This window comes from Erwinia sp. 2186 (assembly GCF_057812255.1).
In genome coordinates, this window is the sequence record NZ_CM173824.1 from 4,160,442 (window position 1) to 4,181,412 (window position 20,971).

A 20,971-nucleotide genomic window follows, 5' to 3' on the forward strand; every position below is an offset into this window, starting at 1 on the left:
CTTACTGGAAATTGGGGAGTAGGCGGAGGTCAACGAATTTTTTCATCTGAAAACAGGAGGGTACTGCTCGGCAATTGCTGAGAATAAAATAAATTTACTAGTGAAGTTATTATCGCTATGGTCTTTGATATTTATAGAAACCTATCTATGGAACAATAAATAAACCTACTGCAAAGTCCCAACATCTCCTGCAATTGCTTTATCATTTTTAAAAATATTTAAGTTCCATTTTTCAAAGTCATTAGTCGTGAATGAATACGTATAGGCACCGTTTTTAAAGCTATACCCTCGAAAATTACACGACTCTGGACAATTTACATTGACGGTTTCCCCTTTAAGGTGAATACCCTCACCTGTTTTATTACTCTTCGAGTATGCAGTCACATCCTCACATGAGACATTTCCTTCAGAACAATGCTCAGTTATCTTTGCAGTGTATTTACTTCCAGTAAAAACGACTGTTGAATCAGCATGAGAGAGATTTGACCATCCAAGTAAAGAAACAACCATACATATTAATGCAGTATATATCTTCATGTTTTAATCATATGTATAATTTAGGTTAGGTGAGATATTAATTGTAGTAAATACAGTCACCTAACAAAAATAAAAATTGACATTAATTAATTATTGACCATCAGTTATCGAAGACAACACATTCAATCTATTGACCATGACATTTTTTAGACACTCCTTATCACTACCACAAGCATTTCGTTTTTTTAACCATTCTTTTTGAGAGTTTATAATTTCTTTCAGCTGTTGATTATTACCAACGGAAACAGCTCCCTCTTTTGCTGATTTCCATGAGTTATTTACACTTTTATCATAAGACGATAGTCCATAATCAGAACAGATTGCTTTCTCTGATGAACTTTGAGCTTTTGAACAACTGAAAGAAGGCTCTGGAGTAGCTCCATTACTTACAGGTGACAGAGTGAGGATGGATCCATCATACCAGTTCACAATCCGTTACAAGGCCAACAAAGAATATCTTTGAAAGAGTTTATAAACGTAAAATGCATATCCCCTTCCAGGGATACGCTCAATTCCATCATGATATGTTAGCAATAATCCTTCTAAAAACTCTAAAATAATTACTTATCGAGATATTTTTCTTTTAATTCTTTAATCGTTCTAGCTCCTGAAGAACCTATCTTCTTGGTCAATTCACTATCTAACTCAAGATCACCAGTCGAGCTAACTACTGAAAATATAACTGACTCATCAGCGATTGCATTGGGAGACGAAGCCTCATAAATAACTGCAATTTTCGTAGCGGGATTGTTATTGCCTGAAATAACCCCCACGGATTTTGTCTTATTACATTTCTCAGCTTCCCAGTCATCATATCCGATGGTGGGGATTAATGTATGAATCACCGGTGATTTCTTGGACCAACCGACAAAACAAACATTTTCATCCTGCGCATTAAAACCACTACCTGCGATGAACGTTCCCAGGGTTTTGCCATTATCTTTCAAAGTAAAGCTTTGCCCATCAACTGGTGCGCCCCCTTCAATCGATTTTTCAGATGATTTTAGATATAAATCTTTTTGAAATGCGGTATCACTTACAGCATGTAACGATGTCTGCGCCAACACAGCAGTAGGTAGGAGTAACCCCATAAACATCATAACTAAACGCATATTTCCTCTCATGAGCTTTTTAGAGCGACCTGATAATTATTGGCAAGCTTAGTATCATAGTCGTTCTTTTTATATTTTGGTCCATTGTAGGTTCTGGCAAAAGTCGCCCAATGCTTGTTTTGCAACGCAGTTTGAAGAGGGGGAGTGTTCTTTATGAATGTAACAAATGCATTCAGTTGCCCCTGCACAGTCCCCATCCCTTGAACAAAGTCATCAACACTCGCAAACCCGGCAGCTTTGTAATTTTCTCCCATAATCTGGAATGCTCCCCACGATGCAGATTGTAAGGCTGCACTTTTATCAAGCGCGATAGCTTTGTTCAACTTACCATACTGAGCACTGTATTTTCCATAACCACCAGAATCCTTGTTTGAAAGTACTGGGTCACTATCATACTTCCCTTTTGTTAATCTATGGAAGTAGTGGCGCTCATACAGGATACTTGGCCTTCCCTGATCATCGAAAGCACCACGTGGAGTCTCTGTTAACACCACGGCCTTAATAGCCGCGACTTCACATCCCAGTCCTTTTGCAGCTTCCACCAACTGATCCTGACTAAATAAAATTGCCCGAGTCGTGTGATTAGTCGTCGTGTGAAATGATGAGTGCACAACAAGATTACGCATTGTTATGCCAGTTGGAGAAATAATGCCATCAGGATTTTTTAGATTAACAACCTCCTGTTGGAAGCGTTTAATTCTATCAATGGTTCCCGGACCCACCAATCCATCTACGCTCAATTTATTCAACGGCGTGGTTATTTTTTTATTTTTATTAAGCAATGTTTGAATAGTTATAACATCCGCATAATTATTTTTTTGGCCAATACCTACAGCAGATCCAATCCTTGCCATGCCACGACCTCAACTTAAAATTTAACTGGGATATATGAATATAATATTTAAGCCTCCCTATGCCGGGAGGCTTTATTATTACGCTTCTTTATTTTCTTTAATATTCCAACCTGCGCTACTTTCTGCGCCTTTACCACCCGAGGAGCTCTGCTCCCAATACTGTTGTTTAACTTTAGAGGACTGGAATGAATACGACATTCCTACTAAGTCGCCATTGTCAGCACCATTATAATTTACTGTGGTTACCAGGACATCTTCGAGAGTAATGCGTGCATACTCAACCTGAGTACCACCCGCTTTACAGATCGAAAGTTCGATTTTAGTAAGATGTTTACCACTCGCGCAATTTTTCAATAGAGCAGTTACTGACTTATCGATCAATGCCTCAACATGCAAATCATTGAAGTTCACTTTACCGGCACCGCCGCCGCCGCCCACAGACATATTGCCTGGCTGTGAAGCGCCCCAGGAGAAAGAAGTAATATCTGTCCAACCGGTGTGGTTTGAATCTTTTGATTCGCCAGTCACACCGTCAACTTTCATAAACATATCAATAGCCATGATTATCTACTCTTCATTAGTTAAAATTTGCTTTAGATAAAGCACTGATATGGCAAACAGGAAAGCATGGGGCTGAATAAAACAGTCCATATTTTACCTCTGCCTCGCTTCTGAATATCGCTACATGGGATTATCCAGAAATATAGTTACCCGCCACCCGGCGGTATAACTATTGTTGTGCCTTAAGTAACGTCAACTTTACTTAAGGCAAAAAAACTGCTCGAACCTCATTCAACATATTGAACGAATCACTTAAGCTCTGTCAGGTAATAGACAACGGGTATATTCATGCGCTACATTACCCGGAATACATTGCATTACTCATAATCGAAAAAGGATCAATAATTGAAAAGGATCATCTCAATCATTTTTATTTCCCTGTTATCGATCGTATCAATATATTCAATTTTAGATATTCTCTCTTCGTTCTATCTGGTCATAAGATATGAGCATTTATCTGTGTCATTTTTGGGTTTTATGCTGGGCGAAATTGTGTTCACCACCCTTTGCTTAACGGCTATTTGGTTAATAGTTAAAGCAAGAAACCAAAAGAACAGATGAAATTTTGCGGAGTAAATCATTACTCCGCATAGCCATTACGCATCGTTAGATTTTAAAGAAGGCAGTTTTGATACCAGACGCAGCGACACGGTCAGGCCTTCCAGCTGGTAGTGCGGGCGCAGGAAGAACTTGGCGGCGTAGTAGCCTGGATTGTCTTCGATCTCTTCAACCTGCACTTCTGCAGATGCCAGCGGCTTGCGGGATTTGGTTTCCTGCGAGGAGTTAGCCGGATCGCCATCGACGTAGTTCATCACCCAGTCGTTCAGCCAGCGTTCCATCTCGTCACGCTCGCGGAAGGATCCGATCTTGTCACGCACGATGCATTTCAGGTAATGCGCGAAGCGGCAGCAGGCGAACAGGTACGGCAGGCGTGATGCCAGACGGGCATTCGCGGTGGCATCGGCATCGTGGTATTCCGCAGGCTTCTGCAAAGACTGTGCACCGATAAAGGCGGCAAAGTCGGAATTCTTGCGGTGAACCAGCGGCATAAAGCCGTTTTTCGCCAACTCGGCTTCGCGACGGTCGCTGATGGCGATTTCGGTCGGGCACTTCATGTCCACGCCGCCGTCATCGCTTGGGAAGGTGTGGCAAGGCAGATTTTCTACCGAACCGCCTGACTCCACGCCACGGATTGAGGTGCACCAGCCGTACTCTTTGAAGGAGCGGTTGATGTTAGCCGCCATCGCATAGGCAGCGTTGGTCCAGGTGTAATTGCTGTGGTTCGCACCGTCGGTCTGCTCTTCGAAGTCGAAGCTGTCCACCGGGTTGGTGCGGATGCCGTACGGCAGGCGCGACAGGAAGCGTGGCATCACCAGGCCCAGATAACGGGCATCTTCCGATTCCCGCAGGCTGCGCCAGGCGGCATATTCGCTGTTCTGGAAGATTTTGGTCAGGTCACGTGGGTTCGCCAGCTCCTGCCAGGATTCCATCTGCATCACGCCCGGCGCAGTCCCGGTGATGAACGGACAGTGTGAAGCCGCGCCAATGCGCGCCATTTCGCTCAGCAGCTCAACGTCCTGCGGGCTGTGGTCGAAGTAGTAATCGCCGACCAGGCAACCGAACGGCTCGCCACCGAACTGGCCATACTCTTCTTCGTACACCTTCTTGAAGATCGGGCTCTGGTCCCAGCCGACGCCTTTATAACGCTTCAGCGTGCGGCCCAGTTCCTGCTTGGAGATGCTCATAAAGCGGATTTTCAGCATCTCGTCGGTTTCGGTGTTGTTCACCAGGTAGCTCAGGCCACGCCACGCCCCTTCCAGCTTCTGGAAGTCTTCGTGGTGGATGATCTGGTTTACCTGCTGAGACAGCTTCTCGTCGATCTCCGCGATCAGCGCCTGAATCGTGCGGTAGGCATCGGTGGAAACGGTGACGGTATTTTCCAGCGCCTGCTGCGCCAGCGTTTTCACCGCGCTTTCCACGGCGGCACGCGCAGAGTCGGTCTTAGGACGGAACTCTTTATTCAGCAGCGCGCTGAACTCATCCTGACTGTAAGCCTGCTGTTCCTGCAGTTCGGACTGTTGTGAAGGATTGCTCATCGGTTATTCCTCCCCACTTTTAGCGGCTTCATCCTGCTTCGGCAGGTGGCTCAGTGATTTCAGCAGCGTAGGATCCTGCAGAATTTTGGAGATCAGCTCTTCCGCGCCGTTTTTGCCGTCCATATAGGTCAGCAGGTTGGAAAGCTGAGTGCGTGCATCCAGCAGCTGATTCAGCGGCTCAACGTTACGCGCCACCGCATCCGGCGAGAAATCTTCCATGCTGTTGAAGGTCAGATCGATGTTCAGACGCCCTTCGCCGGTCAAGGTGTTGTCCGCCTGGAACGCCACGCGAGGTTTCAGCGCCTTCATGCGTTCGTCGAAGTTGTCGATATCGATTTCAAGGAACTTGCGCTCGTCTACGGCCGGCAGGCCTTCGACCGATTTACCGACCAGGTCGGACATCACGCCCATCACAAACGGCAGTTCAATTTTGCGTTCCGCGCCATAGATCTCCACGTCGTATTCGATCTGCACGCGTGGCGCACGGTTACGGGCGATAAATTTCTGCCCACTGGATTTACTTGGTGCCATGGGGTTCTCCATTGGTATTCGCGGTAAAACGTGAATGAACGCGCAACTCAGTTATCGCGGCGTCCGAAGATATTTTCCAGCTGATGCACGCCGTCTGGCGCCAAATCACGGATGATGTCCATAAAGTCGAGCGCGATCATCCGCTGTACGCGGTCGATCATCAGCGGAGCCGGATGGCTTGGCTCGTGCTGCACAAAGTACTGCTTCACTTTCTCCAGCATCAGCTGGGCATCAGAACGCGAGCCAGGCTGAATCGTCCGCCAGTCCATATCGGCACGCGCCGGTCTGGCGGCTGGCGATGCCTGCGGGACTTCATCACTCGCTGGCGTTAGGCCGGGGATCAGGCTCGCCAGATCGGTAACTTCACAGGCCTGCGCGACGGTGTTCACCGTTTTTTGCAGCTGCTCCATCTCCGGCACGCCGGTTTCGCCGAGGTGTTCCACCAGCGTTTGACGAATTGTTTGTAACCGCTCACTTATGCTCAGGATGGCTTCCACGCCGGGTTGACCCGCGCGCGCCAGCTCATCTGTCAGCCGTGCGAGGCCGCCAGGATACTCCGGGCATTCGGTTTTGCTGCCGTCCAGTAGTGCGCAGGCATCGCGCAGCGAAATCTCATCTGAGGCGCTGCGAATCAACGGGGCCTGGCGGGCTGCGGTAGTGAGTGCTGACTTATCGCTTAACGCCGCCAGCGCATTGACGCGGTAAAACGGATCGCGCTCACCGTCCTCCTCCAGCACCGGCCAGAGCGGCTCCCAGTAACGCAGCAAAGACTGCTTGATCAGCTCCAGGCCGTTGGCGTAACCCGGCAGCCCTTTCAGCTGCGTCCAGGCGCGGGTCAATGCCAGCATTACGCGGAGATCTTTGGTGCGGCTCAGCAGGTCGCTGGCCAGCCGCTCGACTTTGTTCCAGTCCGCAGGCTCGGCAGGAATAATGGTGCTGCCAAATTGCTGCTCGGCTTTGCCCGCGCAGGCCTGCTCCATCGCCATGTAATCGGCGTCGTATTCCAGATTCTCGCCGCAGGGCTTGTCAGCGCTTATCGGCTCAAGTAGCGCATCGATATTCATAGGATTTCCTTGCGTTATTACTCAAACATCGGCGGATAAAGACCGTGGCGACCGGGTTTGGCGCCGGCTGCCGGGTCAAACAGCATCGAGAACAGCTGACCGGTAAAGTTGCCGCTGTGCACGTGGGTATAAAGCGGATAGCCATCGGTCTGATTGGTCCACCAGAAGCTGGTGTAGTGCTGCGGATCGAAGCAGTCCGATACCTGACGCCAGCTCAGCGTGCAGGGCCGATCGGCATAGCCAATCACGTCCAGAATGTCGGAGCGTGACTCTGCGGCAGGCAGCACCGGTGCGGGAATCGACAGCAACGCCTGGTCCAGCTGCTCAGCGCTGTACGCGTTGCGCACCGCGTTCAGCAGCGTGCGCCCCACCTGCTGATACCATTCTCCTGCCAGCGCCAGCTGCGGTTGCGTCCAGCTCTGCGGGGAAAAGGTCAGCAAGGCGCAGACCGGATACTGTCGGCCCACGTTGTCACGCGCGGGCAGCAGGCAGCCCATCTGCACCAGCTGACTGCCCAGCATCGGCGGCACCACAAAATTCCACACCGGCGCGGCGCTGAACGATCGGTCTCCGTCGGCGCGTTGATCTTCATTTTGCTGCCAGTTCAGCAAGCCCACCTGGAACCAGTGGGTCCATTGCTGCCAGAGCGTTTCGGGAAAACGGCGCTTAAGAAAGTCACCGGCACTGGGCAATTTCCCGTACCAGCCAATCGCAGGAGTCTGGTTCATTATCAAATCCTTGCCTTGCGGTTAGGGGCATGAGAACCCGGGAAGCTGAAACGGATTACGGATACTGTTTGGCGTGAACTCCAGCGTCACCCGATGACCATTGACGTTAAAGGCCGCCTGACGGCTGAGGCTGCTGCTGCCGCGCGAGAGTTCGGCGCGGTCAAAGAAGCGATTCAGTGCCCATGCGCCGTTGGTGACCAGCGTGGCGGTGGTGCCATCCGCCAGCCCCAGCTGCATACGCACCTGGTTGGTGCCGCCGGGGCCCGGCCAGTTCATCAGCTGGACCGCCTGCGGCCCGTGGCTGTAACGCAGCAGCTGTCCATCCACATCCAGCGTTAAGGTCAGGATGTTGTTATCCATCTGCACGGTGCGGACGGTGACGCGGAAAGAAGGCGTGGTCGCGCCATTGGCAAAGAAGGCATCACGAATGCTTTGCGCCTGCTGGAACGGGCGCAGCACGCTTTCGCCGCCTGGCAAGGTCTTGCCGTCGATGCCCGGCGTAAAGCGCCAGCTCGACTGCGTGGTATCGACCTTGTTGGCGAGATTGTCGCGGAAGAAGCTGTCCATCAAACCAGTGCCCGGTGCAAACATCCGCGCCAGATCGTCAGGCGTTACTTCAGAACGGCCACTGCGGGAGAGCGGATAGCGCCCGGCAATCGCCTGACGGCAGAAGCTGCCCACTTCGACATTGATCCGCTTACGCACGTTATCCAGATCGCGACGCTGGGTATCACTGCTGGCACCCACCGCCATGCTGGTGAACATGTTTTGCAGTGAGCCAGGCAGGCGACCGGCGCTGGCCTGCAGACGACTGATTGAATCGCTGGCTGGCGGCGGCATACCGCTGTTGGCGGCATCCTGCACCGCGGTCAGGTAGCGATAGAGGTCGTCGATTTGCTTAAGGAAATCATCGAAGGCGATGGTTTTACCGCCTTTCTCCAGCGGCTGAGCCAGTTCAATCACCGGTGCGAAGTGAGCGGTTACTGACTGCTCCGGCGTTTGCTGCTGCTGGCTGGCGGCGGTGCTGGCCTGGCGTGAGCGGAACAGCGCGCTCAGCGTGCTGCTGGCGCTGCTCTCCTGCTTGTCCTCGCCGGCCTTCGCCGTATCCTCTTCCGGGGCCGCTTTCTCCAGCACCAGATAGTGGCTGAGGTTAATCACCAGTTTGCGCAGCGGCGAATTGCTGCTGGAAAGCAGACGCGCCGCGTTGATGCGTTGCGATAAATCCGCGCTGTTGTTCAGCTGGATGTCCTGCAGTAAGCCATCCCACTGACGCATGTAATCGGCCATATAGAGCTGGCGAACGGCCAGATCGGTTTGATCCTTTGTCTCGCCCTGCACCTGTCCGCCCAGCACCCACTGGTCATCGTCATGCAAAGCCGCCGTGACGCTGTCGATGTTTTTGTCGAAGCTGTTCCAGTAACCGTCTGGGGTAAACAGCCCCGGAATGCCTTCACCAATCGACTTGCCGCTTTTACGTGAGAAGACCAGTTCGCTTTGTGGACCCCCGAGTGAAGCCAGCGATACCGACTTCAGTGCATCATCCCTTTCCAGCAGGCGCTTGAGGCGTCCATAGACCCGCTGCGACAGCGGCATCTGATTAATCAGCGCCTGCTCGCGCTTTACCAGCGCATCATCCTGCGCATACGGCGACGCCTGAATTTGCGTCTCCAACAGCTGCATCAGATGCCAGTCGAGCTGCTTAATCTGTTGCTGGGTGATGTTCTGCGGCTGGTTGCGCTGAATATTCAGCATCAGCCAGGCGTGCAGGAATTTGCCGTCGTAATGCTTTGGCTGGTACAGCATCTGATAGGCTTTCAGCGCTTCGTAGCTGTAATCCGCATCACTGCCGTTGTCATTACGCAGCCAGGTGGTGATCAGCTGAGCCACCTGCGGCATTAGCAGCTGCTTCAGCGATTTCTGGTACAGTGACAACGTCGCATCACTGACTTCCACACCGCGATACAGCCCCATGCGGCGGGTGATCGGCGGATCGTTCAGATCGAAGTCTTCGCTCTCCGGCAGATGCAGCACGCCATTGAGGAACGGCAGCAGCGCATACAGATCGGTCAGGTCATTGGCCTGCAGGTTCTGGCTGAGCTTCACCACCTGCGGCACTTTCGCCTGCACTTCCTGCAAATAAGCTTTGTTATTGTTGTAACTGGTGATCCACAGCACGCCGGCCACGATCAGCGCTGCGGCCAGCAGCAGATAGCCGGACCACAGCACGGCGCGATTGCGCAGCTCCCACCAGCGGTTGCTGCCCGCCAGCCCGGCTTCCTGGAAAATGACGTTTTGCAGCAGGTCTTTCAGGAAGTAGCTTTGCCCTTTGTTAGCCGGGATCGGCGCGGCTTTATCCACCTGATCCCACGCTTTGCTGTTGCCGCCCTCTTCCTGCGGCAGATTCAGCGCGCGGTTCAGTTCGCCCATCACCCGGTCAAACGGCAGACCTTCCTGAGTGCCGCTGGCAAAGTAGATGCCGCGTGGCGAGAACTGCGTTTCAAAATTGGAGCGGCTGAAGACGGTTTCCAGATAGTCATTCAGCAGCGGACGCAGCGCCGCAAACTCCTGCGGGAACAGGTAGCTTTCGGCCCGGGCTTTGCCGTCGCTTTCCTGTAACAGCGTGTCCGGCAGACCGGCATCCAGCCGCTGTTGCAGCAGAGCATATTCCTGGGTAAAGGCGCTTAACAGATCGAAATCGGCCAGCTTCGAGCGTTCCCACGGGAAGGTGAAGCCCCAGACCTGATCGCGCTGCGCCTTATCAAAACGGGCAAAGTACGAACGGAAGCCTTTTAGCAAATCCGTTTTGGTGACCATTACGTAAACCGGGAAACGGATACCCAGCTGCTCATGCAGCTCCATCAGACGCTGTCGCAGCGAAAGCGCCTGCTGACGCGACGCTTCAGCCGATTGCGTTAGCAAATCGGAGACGCTGATGGTGACAATCACGCCGTTGATCGGCTGGCGACCGCGATATTTCCGCAGCAGTCCAACAAAGTTACCCCACTCGCTGGCATCCTGTTGCTGCTCGCTTTCCTGGGTGGTGTAGCGTCCGGCAGTATCCAGCAGCACCGCCTGATTGGTGAACCACCAGTCGCAGTTGCGGGTGCCGCCAATGCCGCGCAGCGCCGCTTTACCAAAGCGGTCGGCCAGCGGGAACTTCAGCCCGGAGTTGACCAGCGCGGTGGTTTTGCCCGCGCCCGGTGCGCCGATAATCACGTACCACGGCAGTTGATACAGATACTGACGGCTGAAGCGCTGGGTCCAGCGCTTATTGCCCGCGCCGCTGAAGTGGGCCTTTTTCAGCATCTCGGCGGCTTCGGTAAAGCGCTCGGACAGCACGCGGTCTTCACTGGTCAGACGCTTGTTGTCAGCGCTGCCCTCTTCGCCCGGCGTGGTTTTCAGGCTGCCCATCAGCTTGCGGTTCAGCCAGGCGTTATACAGGCGCGGCACCAGATTGCTCAGTCCCCACGCCACGTACAGCAGCCCGATACTGATCTGGCGGTTCACTTCCGGCTCCAGCGGGCGGGAATCCGCAATCGAGAACACCGGCCCAATCACCCAGATGATAAAGGAGAGCGCGGTGATGCCGATAAAACCCCACATCAGACGGCTGGTCATGATGGAAAATAGAATATTCAGCATCCGTTAATTTCCTTGCTGCAAACCGTTAACTTCCGCGCGGGTGTTCTGCGGCGAAACTAACAGCGTGATGTCCACCCGGCGATTGCGGGCGCGATTTTCGGCGGTGGTATTCGGCACCAGAGGATTGCTCTCTCCGCGCCCTTCCGCTTTCACGCGTTGCGGCTGTGACAGATGTTGTTGCAGGCGCTCCTGCACGGACTGTGCCCTGGCCAGCGAAAGCTCATAGTTAGAGGCGAAGCGCGCACTGCGGATCGGCACGTTATCGCTGTAGCCAATCACCAGAATGCGGCCATTAACGTTGTTCATCGCCTGAGCGATACGATCCAGCACCTCTTCATAACGCCCGCGAACCGAGGTGGACGCCGAGGTAAACAGACCGTCGCCTTTCAGCGTAACCACGCTTTGGTCGGCTTCATCTTTTACCGCCACCAGGCCCTGTTCGATTTCAGGACGCAGGAACGCCTTAAGGTTCAACGCCGCTGGCGGCGGCGGTGCCGGGTTATGAATGGTGATTTCCGGTAACGGCGTCTGGTAGACCGCAGCCAGCACCGGCGAGGTGACATCGCCCAGACGCCAGTTCAGCAGGATATAGAACAGGCAGGCGAGTAAGCCGACCAGCGCCGTGCAGGCCCACAAAGGCACCACCGGCCGCCACAACTTACGCGTGACCGGATGATCTTCAGGATGCGGTGAAAGCGGCGGCGCATAGCCACCGCGCACGGAGTGGATCATCTGCAGCAGGCGCTGTTTGATGGTTTCCAGCTGGGAACGGCCGTTATCCAGCACGCGGTAGCGCCCTTCAAAGCCCAGTTGCAGACAGTAGTTGATCAGCTCCAGCAGAACGATTTGTTCACGCGGATTCTGTGAAAGTTTGGCCAGCAGCTGGAAGAACTTCTCGCCGCCCCAGGTTTCATTGTGGAAGGTGACCAGCAATCCCTGGCCGGGCCAGACGCCGCGACTGCCCCAGGGCGTGAGCGCAGCGGCTTCATCCAGTGCGGTACATAAGCAGTAGCGCGCGCCAATAATCACTTCATAAGCCAGTCCGGCTCGCTGGCAGTTCATCTCGAACTGGCGCATTTCGTCGATCAAACGCTGGCGTAACGCGGCCGGATCGGCATGGCTGACCGAATGGCGGATTTGCGGAATCGAATTCAATAACCCGTTCGCCGCGGCCACCAGAGGATTGTTATTGCTGGCGCCCGAGAACACATCGCCCTGGGCAAAAGCCTGTTGTTGCTGCATGTTGCTCGCTCCCTGCGTCAGACTGAGTGGTTACGGATAGCCCAGAATTCCATCTTCAGACCGGGGAAATCCCCCGCCAGATGGAGCGCGAAGGTGCCGGATTTTTCCATCTCCTGCCACAGCTCACTGCCCTTCTCCAGCTCGAAGTAGCTGTAACCGGTGTGCCAGGGAATTTGTGGCGGCGCGACGGGCAACGGCCGCAGCACCATGCCCGGCAGCTGCAGCTGCACCAGATCGCGAATTTTGGTCACCGGCGCAATCTTCATCTGCGCCGGGAAGTGCGTTTGCAGCGCCTCGCCGGGCACATTGGCGCGCACCGCCAGCACAAAGCCGAACTCACGGACCATCGAGGTTTCGGTCACGGTGGCGACGTTCAGCCCGTGCGATCGTTCGGTCAGCATCAGCTGAACGGCGTTCTCTTCCATCACCTGCGACAGCCCCTGACGCAGCATCAGCATCAGTTTGCCGAAGCAAAAGGCCAGATCGTGATGGTCATAGGTCGGCAGTTCGCTGTCCGGGAAGCGCTGAGGCGTGTAGGTGGCCAGTTCCGTCGCAAAGGCCAGCCAGGTAGAAAAAAGCTGTTCAGGATGCAGCAGCGGCAGATCTTTCAGATGGCTGACGTGGCCAACGTGGTGGTTAACCAGCGCCAGCAGCATAAAGTCGACCATATCGGCCGAATTAAAGCGGCCAGGCTGTTGCAGACGCTGGCCGATTTCCTGACTGCGTTGCTGTAACAGCCCATGCATGCCGCTGAGATACTCATACAGCTTGATGTGCGCGACGCAGTTAAGCATCGGCGGAATGAAGTTTTCATCCAGCCGAACCTGATTGTCACTGCGCTTCTCGGTGATGCGCAAAGTAGCCATCGCCGTCCATTCCGCCGACAGCTCGCTTTCCAGCATCAAACGCAGACGAAGCTTGCCGAACTGCACGGCAGCGCCGCCCACCGACAGCGCATTGAAGTCATCCACTTCCTGTTCAAAGGTGACATAACGCGCCAGCGAATCCGCCGACTCGCTGAAGATCACCTCTTCACGGCCATTACGGCGGGCAGGCAGGGCCAGCACCACCAACTCATTGCCGTGATTATCCGGGATAGCCAGTGGCGGCGGCCCGTTACGCGCATCGCGGAAAGAGAAAAAGGTGCCGTCAGGCAGCAATCCACTGGCGGAGCTGAGGGCAACTTTCCCCTGCCGCAACATCGCTTCGTCGATTTCATAATCTAAAAAGCCCCAGAGATAAGGCCGCTGGGTCAGTCCCCAGTTACGAAGCGCGCTTTGTTGATAGCTCTCTGCTTGCTGGAAATGGTGTGGACGCAGGAACATGCCCTCGGTCCAGACCACTTTTTCTGCTTTATTCATAATGGCTTCCGTTGTCAGGCAATGCTCACGGTTTCACGGTGCGCAGACCGCTGATGTCAGCAATGATGTCGGCTTTCAGTTCGTCAGAAGACCCCTGCCAGAATGCGTAGGAATGGTCATTGGGCACCGGCAGCGGCAATGAGATACGCCATTTTTTGCCATCCAGAGACTGATACTCCGCGAGGATCCCGATATATCGCGCCTCTGAAGTGGTTTGCCCCTGGAGGACTTTATTCAGCTGACCTGGCATCAGGAAAAACTGCTCGCTGGTGATCAGGTTGTTGCCCAGCAGGGCGGGCGCGCTGTTTTGCAACGAATAGAAGTCGGCAGACATGAAATCCGCATCCGACTTCAGTAACAGCACCCTGATCTTGAGCGGAGCGCCGTCATTGATTTGCGGATGCGCCTGGAAAACCAGGTTGTAGTGAGCAGGATTGCTGTGTGTAGACGAACCACAGCCAGCAACAAGGCTGACTGCTATCAGAAAAAGCGCCTGAAGACTCAGGCGCAAAAATGAATGTCTTTTCATAGTCAGGCGGCCATTAACCCGTTATCAGTCGATGATCCAGGTGCCGCTGTTGCTGTTCTGGCACGCTTTACTGTCACCCGCGGCAACGCAGGTTTTTTTGCTCGCGGCGCGGACACGCTTACGGCGGGAGTCGGCTTTGACGGTTTTGTCGTACAGATCGCTCTTCACCACGGCACGCAGCGGAACGTAGCCAATCAGCTGCTCCTGTCCCTGCTCGGCAATGGCGAACCAGTTGTTTTCCACCGAGCCCAGCACGGTATAAGGCTTGCCGTTCTCCAGATTGCTCACCAACTTGCCGCCGAAGTCAGGACGGTTCATCACCGACGCGTCATACAGCGCGCGGTACTCTTCATTCACCGGCGTGAACGACGTTGGCGGCTGAACGGCGTGACGGTAAGTCAGCTTCACACCATCGACAGTGCTGGAAACAATCGTGTCATCCGTCATTGCTGGCGGTGGCGCTTTACAACCTGCAACGGTCAGGACAAAGAGCAGACTCAGTGCAATTCGAATTTTCACCATGATCCTCATGAAGTTTTTTTTGGAATGAAAGGCGTACGACAACTCAGAAATACGCGTGTACAGAATAGAGAGGGTGTCTGGGTCAGCAGGAAGCAGACCGTAACGACAAGCAGGGAGAGCGAGGCAGGCAAATGAAGCACGGCTTAACTGGACCAGTCATTAAAACAGGTCAACATTTATCCGTTTCACTTTATAGCCGAAAGCACGCTTCACAGCTTAGTAACGCAGATTATTCACTTGAGTAACATTGAAACGAGATGAAGGGCTTTATTAGCAGGTTAATAGTGTAGCAACAGGATCGATTCAGCCGACCATATCGCTCACTTAACGAACAAAAATGAGGTTAAACTCCGTTTACCCTACAAGCCCTTTCCAAATATCCTACATAAAGAAGTGAATAATACTGTAGTGAATTACTCCACTCTTCTTACGCAAAGTCCCTATACTCATTACTTGTTTCAATAACATTTCACTTTAATTGCCTGTTATATATAGATTAAAAAACAGGCCTACTACCATAGCTACCGCACGAGCTGATGCAAACGCAAAACGCCCGTGACATTGGTTACAGTTTATTGTGAAATTTTCGGCAAGTTTACAGAGTCCAATCGATTATTCAACGCTACGCAGACGCTGCCACAAACGTAAGAAAATCTAATGTTACAAAATTAAGGAAAATTCTGCATATTCAGGCGAAAAAACCCAGGACATTTCCAGGAGTTCGCTCAATATTTGGCTTTATTAAAACAATATGGAATATAAATATTATTTTTAATAACCAAATATCATAAAGTAAAATTATCGATTGGCACTAATTTTTAGGATTTTATCGGGTGGGGTTTTTGAGACAGGAGTCTACAGGTTTTTATATCTAAAAATGGGGTTATATTGCTGAATGCCAGAGATTTGTGCTGGCATTCAGAGAGTGAGGGTGTTTTTGACCAAAAATATCAAACTTAAGTATTTAGAATCACTTCCAGTTCCTGTAGCGTTTTTACCTGCCAGCCAGGCTGGATGCCTTCAGGACGTGGACGATTGTCGGCGTTGAGCCAGCAGGTCGCCAGACCGGCATTAATGCCGCCGAGAATATCCGAATCCGGGTTATCGCCAACCATCATCACCCGCTCACGCGGAGGATTGCCCATCTGATCCAGCGCGTAATCAAAGATGGCCGGATGCGGTTTAGCGTGGCCTATCTGCTCCGAGATCACCAACAGGTCGAAATAGCCGAGGAACCCCGTCCGCTCAAGCCGTGCCTGCTGCAATGCGGTAAAGCCGTTGGTGATGATGCCCATCTTCACCTTGCCTTTAAGCGAGTTAAGCAGGTTCACAGCGCCGGCCAACGGCACGCACAGCTCGGCCATCGCAGCTAAGAAGCCGTCGTTAAGGTCCAGCGGCGTCACCTGCAGCTTCGCGGCCCAGCCTTCAAAGCGCTGATGCTGCAGCTGCAAGGCACTGATGGCGCCATTCTGGTAATCAACCCACAGCGGCTTGTTAATCGCCTGATAATCATCGTAATCGGCCGTAGAAAAGGCCACGTCATACTGCTGAAAAAGACGCTGTAAACCGGCAAACGCATCGAAGTGAAACAGCGTATCGTCAGCGTCAAATAAGATCCAATCCCAGTCTTTAAGCATCTTTCAGTCGGTCCTTATAACGTCAGCGCCATAATAATGGCATCTTCTTTGCCGTCCGCCGTTGGGTAGTAATTACGGCGCACCGACACTTCGTTGAAATCCAGCTGCTCATAGAGCGCAATCGCTGGACGGTTTGAGGCGCGCACTTCCAGCCATAACGTCTGGATGCCGCGTGATTCGAGTTCGACGATCACATGCTCCAGCAGTTCCCGGCCAATGCCCTGGCGCTGAAAAGCGGGATCCACCGCCAGGTTAAACAGCGTGGCTTCATCAAGCACCACCTGAGTAATGGCAAATCCCGCCATCTGCTCACCGACGGTCAGCTGATAGTTCAGGTAACGTTCGCCCTGATTGCTGGAGAAGGTTTTTTCTGTCCAGGGAAAAGCATGACTGCGCTGCTCAATGGCAAAAGCGGTCTCAAGATCGTGCGGGGTCAGTAAAGAAATCTGATTCATAGTGGGAGATCTGCTGCCACAGCGCACGTTTGGCACCGGCATTATGATAGAGCTCCGCAAGAACAGGCGAAGCGATCTGTGAACCGTCAGGCACGGCGGCGGGTTCTACACCCAGACACCAGCTCGCACAACGGGTATCGTCTGGCAGCATCGCCAGTTGTTCCGGGGTCAGCACCACCACCTCCTGCTCGCGCATCAGCATCGCGCGGAGCACATCGCTAATCAGCGGATCCGAGAGCAGAGGCGGCACTTCCGCCACAATCAGCAGGCGAGTCTGTTCCGGCAGTGACACCGCAACCTCACCCTGTAAGGCACGCGGACGCCGCAGCGTATACTGCGTTATGCCCATTTGCTGTAATAACCAGTCACGTCTGGAGGACATCTTTATTCCTGTCTGGTCGCCCGATTGCGTCGCTATGCTAGCAAACCCATCGGTTCTGCGCCAACAAAGCCACCCTTCGCACGCCGGCTGACAGCACAAAACAACGGAATGCGGCGGGCAGTGCTGCAACTCTGGCTAATTTGGGTATAATCGCCGCTCTGATTCGTAAGGAGCCACCGATGTCTGCATTTAGCCCGGCCAGTGAAGTGATACTGCGCCACAGTGATGAATTTACTCAACGCCGCGTACTGTTTGCTGGCGATCTGCAGGATGACCTGCCCGCCCAACTGGACACCGTTTTGAGTCGGGTGCATACCCAACAATATCATCACTGGCAGATCCTGAGCCGCACGCTTGAAGACAACGCGCGCTACGGCCTGGTGGCGACAGCCGAAGACGTTGCAGAGTGCGACACGCTGATCTACTTCTGGCCGAAGAACAAACCGGAAGCGCTGTTCCAGCTGGAAAACCTGCTGTCGCTGCTGCCGGTGGGCACCGATCTGTTCGTGGTCGGCGAAAACCGCAGCGGCGTTCGCAGTGCAGAACAGATGCTGGAGCCGTGGGCAAAAATGAACAAAATCGACAGCGCACGTCGCTGTGGTTTGTATCATGGCAGCCTGGATGTTCAGCCGACCTTTGATGTTGAGCAGTACTGGGACGAATATCCGCTCGGCCCTCTGACCATCAAAACCCTGCCAGGCGTGTTCAGCCGTGACGGTCTGGATGCCGGCAGCAACCTGCTGCTCTCCACGCTGAAACCGCATATGAAAGGCAAAGTGCTGGATATGGGCTGTGGCGCCGGTGTGCTCTCCGCCATGCTCGCCAGCTTCTCGCCGAAAGTTCGCCTGTTTATGACTGACGTAAATGCGGCGGCAATCGAAGCCAGTAAAGCGACGCTGGCAGCGAACGATCTGGAAGGTGAAGTGTTTGCCAGTAACGTCTACTCCGACGTCAACGGGCGTTACGACATGATTATCTCCAACCCGCCGTTCCACGATGGCATGCAAACCAGCCTGGACGCAGCACAGACGCTGATCCGCGGTGCGGTGAAGCACCTGAACATGGGCGGCGAGTTGCGCATCGTGGCCAACGCCTTCCTGCCTTATCCGCAGATTCTGGATGAGACGTTTGGCAGCCATGAAGTGCTGTTACAAAATGGCCGTTTTAAGGTTTACCGTGCCGTGTTGCAGCGCGCGGCGAAAGCCAAGCGTTAATCCGTAAAGCGGCGATTATTTCGCCGCTTTTTGCTTAGCAAGTGCCTGATTCGCCAACCTGGCCGTGATAACGTCGCTTTTTACAGCGTTCATCGGGAAGGTGGCTAAATAACTGTTGACGTAGACTGGAAAATCTCTAGAATGCGCCTCCGTGGTTGCAATACAGTTTACCTGTGTTGATGGTATGCGAAGGTGGCGGAATTGGTAGACGCGCTAGCTTCAGGTGTTAGTGTCCTAACGGACGTGAGGGTTCAAGTCCCTCTCTTCGCACCATAAATCACGTTGTTCATATTACGCAGCATTCGAGCGATGGTGGCGGAATTGGTAGACGCGCTAGCTTCAGGTGTTAGTGTTCTTACGGACGTGAGGGTTCAAGTCCCTCCCTTCGCACCAATGCGGTGATATGAATAAAAAGTTAAGTTCAACAGAATGCGAAGGTGGCGGAATTGGTAGACGCGCTAGCTTCAGGTGTTAGTGTTCTTACGGACGTGAGGGTTCAAGTCCCTCTCTTCGCACCACGTTGAAACTGGCTCACTGCTTTTCCCTGCATCATCTCCCCGATTATCTCTGCACGGCCTTTCTCTGAATCACTTTCTGTTTTCACGTTGCATTCCGTTTTTCATCGGTTCGATCCGCTATTCCTTTGCGACTCAGCGTCCCCTGCTCTGTTAAAGCATGCCGAAATTAACGGATATGGCCGCCATGCCGCCCGCCAGTGCCAGGCAGGAAGGTAACAGCAGGTAATGACGCAGACGTTTGTGATAGAGCATCGCCACGGTGGCCAACAGCGCAATCACCATGATCACCCGCCATTCGCTGAATGACAGTTTCATCAGGGCGATAAGCGGCATCACTGCACAGGGCAGCAACACGCCCCAGGCGCTATCCAGTTTTTTTCCGAACATCCAGCTTACCCCCCAAAGTCCACATGCGGTGACCAGTGCTATCAGCATTGTCGTACCCACACCCTTTCAAATGATAATGATTACCAATAGCATATAAGAATATTTATCACTTTGCAGCATAATTTACCGTGCCGCTGTTGAAACTTTGCCCGCGCTGATGACACTCAGAATGTTAAGTGGTAAATTGGCCAGGTTCACTATTAAGAAATTCCAAATAATAACAGAAAGAAACTATTCCACGCGCGAATGTAGTCCGCCAATTTAGGTTAATGGTGCGGGTTTATTCATTGCAGTCACGAGTAGAAAATAATGAAATTACAAAGCTATGATGAATTGCTTAACAGCAAGCATCGGCTGTCGCTGATGCTCTTTCTCTTTTTAAACACAGCAACGTCTTTATTTTGTTTATGTAGCACTAAAGGGAAACTGGGACAGGTTCAGTTTTCAATTCCCACGGTTGCCATCGCACTATTTTGTGCGGTGATCATCGCGTGGATGCTTTTAAAGCCGTCAGGGAAATTTCCGATATTAAATCTGGTCGCGGTAATTACCGGTTTGCTGTGGACGTGGCAAATTTACGATAAGTACGAAAGGGTATTTTATTTCGACGGCAGCTTTTTAGTAATCAGTCTGATTAGCGTGTTTTTTATCAGTGCCATCGCGCTGGGCGACCATCTGCTGGCATTTTGCCTGCATACGGCTCCGCCTTCCGTCGCGGTGTTGGTGCTGGACCACGGGCAGAACACGCTGCTGATCCTGTTTACCATTGCGCTGCCGCTGATTGGCTTTACCTTGCACCACCTGATGCAGCGCCGCCGGGACAACTTTACCCTGCGCCTGATGCGGCAGCTGTATGAAGAGAAAGAGACCTACAGCGACCTCAGCATGCTCGATCCGTTGACCGGGCTGTACAATCGCCGTGGGCTGAAAAACCGGCTGGAGAACATCCTCGAGAACCACGCGGGCAGCCACTTCGTGCTGCTGCTGGATATCGATAACTTCAAGGCCTACAACGACAACTACGGCCATGCGATGGGCGATCAGGCGCTGGCGCGCGTCTCGGTGGCGATACGGGATGCGGTGCGTTCAAGGGACATTGTGACCCGCTATGGCGGCGAAGAGTTTCTGGTGCTGCTGACCAACGTCAATGAGTCGATTGCCCGCAAACTGTCGGAGCGCATCCGCCAGTACGTGCTGAATCTGGAGATCCCGCATCTGTTTAATGACCGGGTCGCCACGCACGTCACCATCAGCGCCGGGTTTGCGCCCTTAATCGAAGAGGATTTCGATGCGGCGCTGGCCAATGCCGACCGCGCACTTTATCTGGCAAAAGGCCGTGGACGTAATACGATCCTCTCCTTTGAAGACATAACGAAAAGTCCGCTTACCCACCCCGCAGATGCAATGTGATATTTTTAACTGGCCCGGACGTCCGGGCCAATACGTTGAATTAATTTATCGCTCTCCTTAATACAAATCCCAGGCCTGACGGGTTTATTTGGCATAATGACCGGCGATTTTATTCCCTATTCATTAAGCCGATGAATGAAAAATTGTTGTTAATAAAAAATGGCAATAATGCATTCTTCGGCGAAGGTG

20 protein-coding genes and 3 tRNA genes are annotated in these 20,971 nt (G+C 52.8%); 5 read left to right on the plus strand and 18 right to left on the minus strand.

Annotation, left to right across the window (positions count from 1 at the left end; genetic code table 11):
* Nucleotides 1-165: 165 nt before the first annotated feature.
* The 17 genes from ACXKZG_RS19390 to ACXKZG_RS19470 all read right to left on the minus strand — a co-directional run bounded on the left by ACXKZG_RS19390 (nt 166) and on the right by ACXKZG_RS19470 (nt 17,253).
* On the minus strand, nt 166-537 hold the full coding sequence (locus ACXKZG_RS19390) for a hypothetical protein (protein ID WP_157868004.1): 372 nt from the start codon (nt 535-537) through the stop codon (nt 166-168).
* A 90-nt stretch (nt 538-627) separates the two neighbouring features.
* Nucleotides 628-966 (minus strand): lysozyme inhibitor LprI family protein, encoded by a 339-nt coding sequence (locus tag ACXKZG_RS19395; protein ID WP_488875302.1) that lies wholly within the window; start codon nt 964-966, stop codon nt 628-630.
* A 131-nt stretch (nt 967-1,097) separates the two neighbouring features.
* Nucleotides 1,098-1,649: a hypothetical protein gene (locus tag ACXKZG_RS19400; RefSeq protein ID WP_488875303.1), complete on the minus strand. Its 552-nt coding sequence runs from the start codon at nt 1,647-1,649 to the stop codon at nt 1,098-1,100.
* An 8-nt stretch (nt 1,650-1,657) separates the two neighbouring features.
* Complete coding sequence (locus ACXKZG_RS19405) at nt 1,658-2,503, minus strand: N-acetylmuramidase domain-containing protein (protein ID WP_488875304.1); 846 nt, start codon at nt 2,501-2,503, stop codon at nt 1,658-1,660.
* A gap of 78 nt (nt 2,504-2,581) precedes the next feature.
* On the minus strand, nt 2,582-3,064 hold the full coding sequence (locus ACXKZG_RS19410; RefSeq protein ID WP_013200621.1) for an Hcp family type VI secretion system effector: 483 nt from the start codon (nt 3,062-3,064) through the stop codon (nt 2,582-2,584).
* A 596-nt stretch (nt 3,065-3,660) separates the two neighbouring features.
* Nucleotides 3,661-5,160 (minus strand): type VI secretion system contractile sheath large subunit, encoded by a 1,500-nt coding sequence (gene tssC, locus ACXKZG_RS19415; RefSeq protein ID WP_053140535.1) that lies wholly within the window; start codon nt 5,158-5,160, stop codon nt 3,661-3,663.
* Between the two features lie 3 nt (nt 5,161-5,163).
* Nucleotides 5,164-5,691, minus strand: a complete 528-nt coding sequence (gene tssB, locus ACXKZG_RS19420) for a type VI secretion system contractile sheath small subunit (RefSeq protein WP_106381763.1) — start codon at nt 5,689-5,691, stop codon at nt 5,164-5,166.
* Between the two features lie 47 nt (nt 5,692-5,738).
* Nucleotides 5,739-6,755, minus strand: coding sequence for a type VI secretion system protein TssA (gene tssA / locus ACXKZG_RS19425; RefSeq protein WP_053140538.1), 1,017 nt, complete (start codon nt 6,753-6,755; stop codon nt 5,739-5,741).
* A 17-nt stretch (nt 6,756-6,772) separates the two neighbouring features.
* Nucleotides 6,773-7,483 carry a type VI secretion system-associated protein TagF gene (tagF, locus tag ACXKZG_RS19430; RefSeq protein ID WP_013200617.1) on the minus strand — a complete coding sequence of 237 codons (711 nt, stop codon included), beginning with the start codon at nt 7,481-7,483 and terminating at the stop codon, nt 6,773-6,775.
* 21 nt (nt 7,484-7,504) lie between these two features.
* A complete protein-coding gene (gene tssM / locus ACXKZG_RS19435) occupies nt 7,505-11,125 on the minus strand; it encodes a type VI secretion system membrane subunit TssM (RefSeq protein ID WP_488875305.1) in 3,621 nt (1,206 codons plus the stop codon).
* A gap of 3 nt (nt 11,126-11,128) precedes the next feature.
* A complete protein-coding gene (locus tag ACXKZG_RS19440) occupies nt 11,129-12,367 on the minus strand; it encodes a DotU family type VI secretion system protein (RefSeq protein WP_488875306.1) in 1,239 nt (412 codons plus the stop codon).
* Nucleotides 12,368-12,384: 17 nt separating this feature from the next.
* Nucleotides 12,385-13,728, minus strand: coding sequence for a type VI secretion system baseplate subunit TssK (gene tssK / locus ACXKZG_RS19445; RefSeq protein ID WP_488875307.1), 1,344 nt, complete (start codon nt 13,726-13,728; stop codon nt 12,385-12,387).
* Nucleotides 13,729-13,753: 25 nt separating this feature from the next.
* Entirely contained in the window at nt 13,754-14,257 is a 504-nt protein-coding gene (gene tssJ / locus ACXKZG_RS19450; RefSeq protein WP_053140546.1) for a type VI secretion system lipoprotein TssJ, read from the minus strand.
* Nucleotides 14,258-14,281: 24 nt separating this feature from the next.
* Nucleotides 14,282-14,776: an SH3 domain-containing protein gene (locus tag ACXKZG_RS19455; protein ID WP_167738438.1), complete on the minus strand. Its 495-nt coding sequence runs from the start codon at nt 14,774-14,776 to the stop codon at nt 14,282-14,284.
* A gap of 959 nt (nt 14,777-15,735) precedes the next feature.
* Complete coding sequence (gene yjjG, locus ACXKZG_RS19460; RefSeq protein ID WP_488875308.1) at nt 15,736-16,416, minus strand: pyrimidine 5'-nucleotidase; 681 nt, start codon at nt 16,414-16,416, stop codon at nt 15,736-15,738.
* 14 nt (nt 16,417-16,430) lie between these two features.
* Nucleotides 16,431-16,871, minus strand: a complete 441-nt coding sequence (rimI, locus tag ACXKZG_RS19465; RefSeq protein ID WP_041691887.1) for a ribosomal protein S18-alanine N-acetyltransferase — start codon at nt 16,869-16,871, stop codon at nt 16,431-16,433.
* Nucleotides 16,834-17,253: a DNA polymerase III subunit psi gene (locus ACXKZG_RS19470; protein WP_134823384.1), complete on the minus strand. Its 420-nt coding sequence runs from the start codon at nt 17,251-17,253 to the stop codon at nt 16,834-16,836. The genes rimI and ACXKZG_RS19470 overlap by 38 nt, the downstream gene beginning before the upstream one ends.
* A gap of 179 nt (nt 17,254-17,432) precedes the next feature.
* On the opposite strand from ACXKZG_RS19470, the gene rsmC reads away from it, so the two are divergent.
* From rsmC to ACXKZG_RS19490, 4 genes are all read left to right on the plus strand, one after another.
* The gene (gene rsmC, locus ACXKZG_RS19475; protein WP_134823383.1) at nt 17,433-18,467 is read left to right on the plus strand and encodes a 16S rRNA (guanine(1207)-N(2))-methyltransferase RsmC; all 1,035 of its coding nucleotides are present in this window, start codon (nt 17,433-17,435) and stop codon (nt 18,465-18,467) included.
* Between the two features lie 186 nt (nt 18,468-18,653).
* Nucleotides 18,654-18,740, plus strand: a tRNA-Leu gene (locus tag ACXKZG_RS19480).
* 33 nt (nt 18,741-18,773) lie between these two features.
* Nucleotides 18,774-18,860 (plus strand) — tRNA-Leu (locus tag ACXKZG_RS19485).
* Nucleotides 18,861-18,898: 38 nt separating this feature from the next.
* Nucleotides 18,899-18,985 (plus strand) — tRNA-Leu (locus ACXKZG_RS19490).
* Nucleotides 18,986-19,135: 150 nt separating this feature from the next.
* Here ACXKZG_RS19490 and ACXKZG_RS19495 read toward each other — a convergent pair.
* Entirely contained in the window at nt 19,136-19,420 is a 285-nt protein-coding gene (locus ACXKZG_RS19495) for a DUF1435 domain-containing protein (RefSeq protein WP_041691886.1), read from the minus strand.
* 261 nt (nt 19,421-19,681) lie between these two features.
* On the opposite strand from ACXKZG_RS19495, the gene ACXKZG_RS19500 reads away from it, so the two are divergent.
* Complete coding sequence (locus ACXKZG_RS19500; protein ID WP_346595501.1) at nt 19,682-20,782, plus strand: GGDEF domain-containing protein; 1,101 nt, start codon at nt 19,682-19,684, stop codon at nt 20,780-20,782.
* Nucleotides 20,783-20,971: the final 189 nt, after the last annotated feature.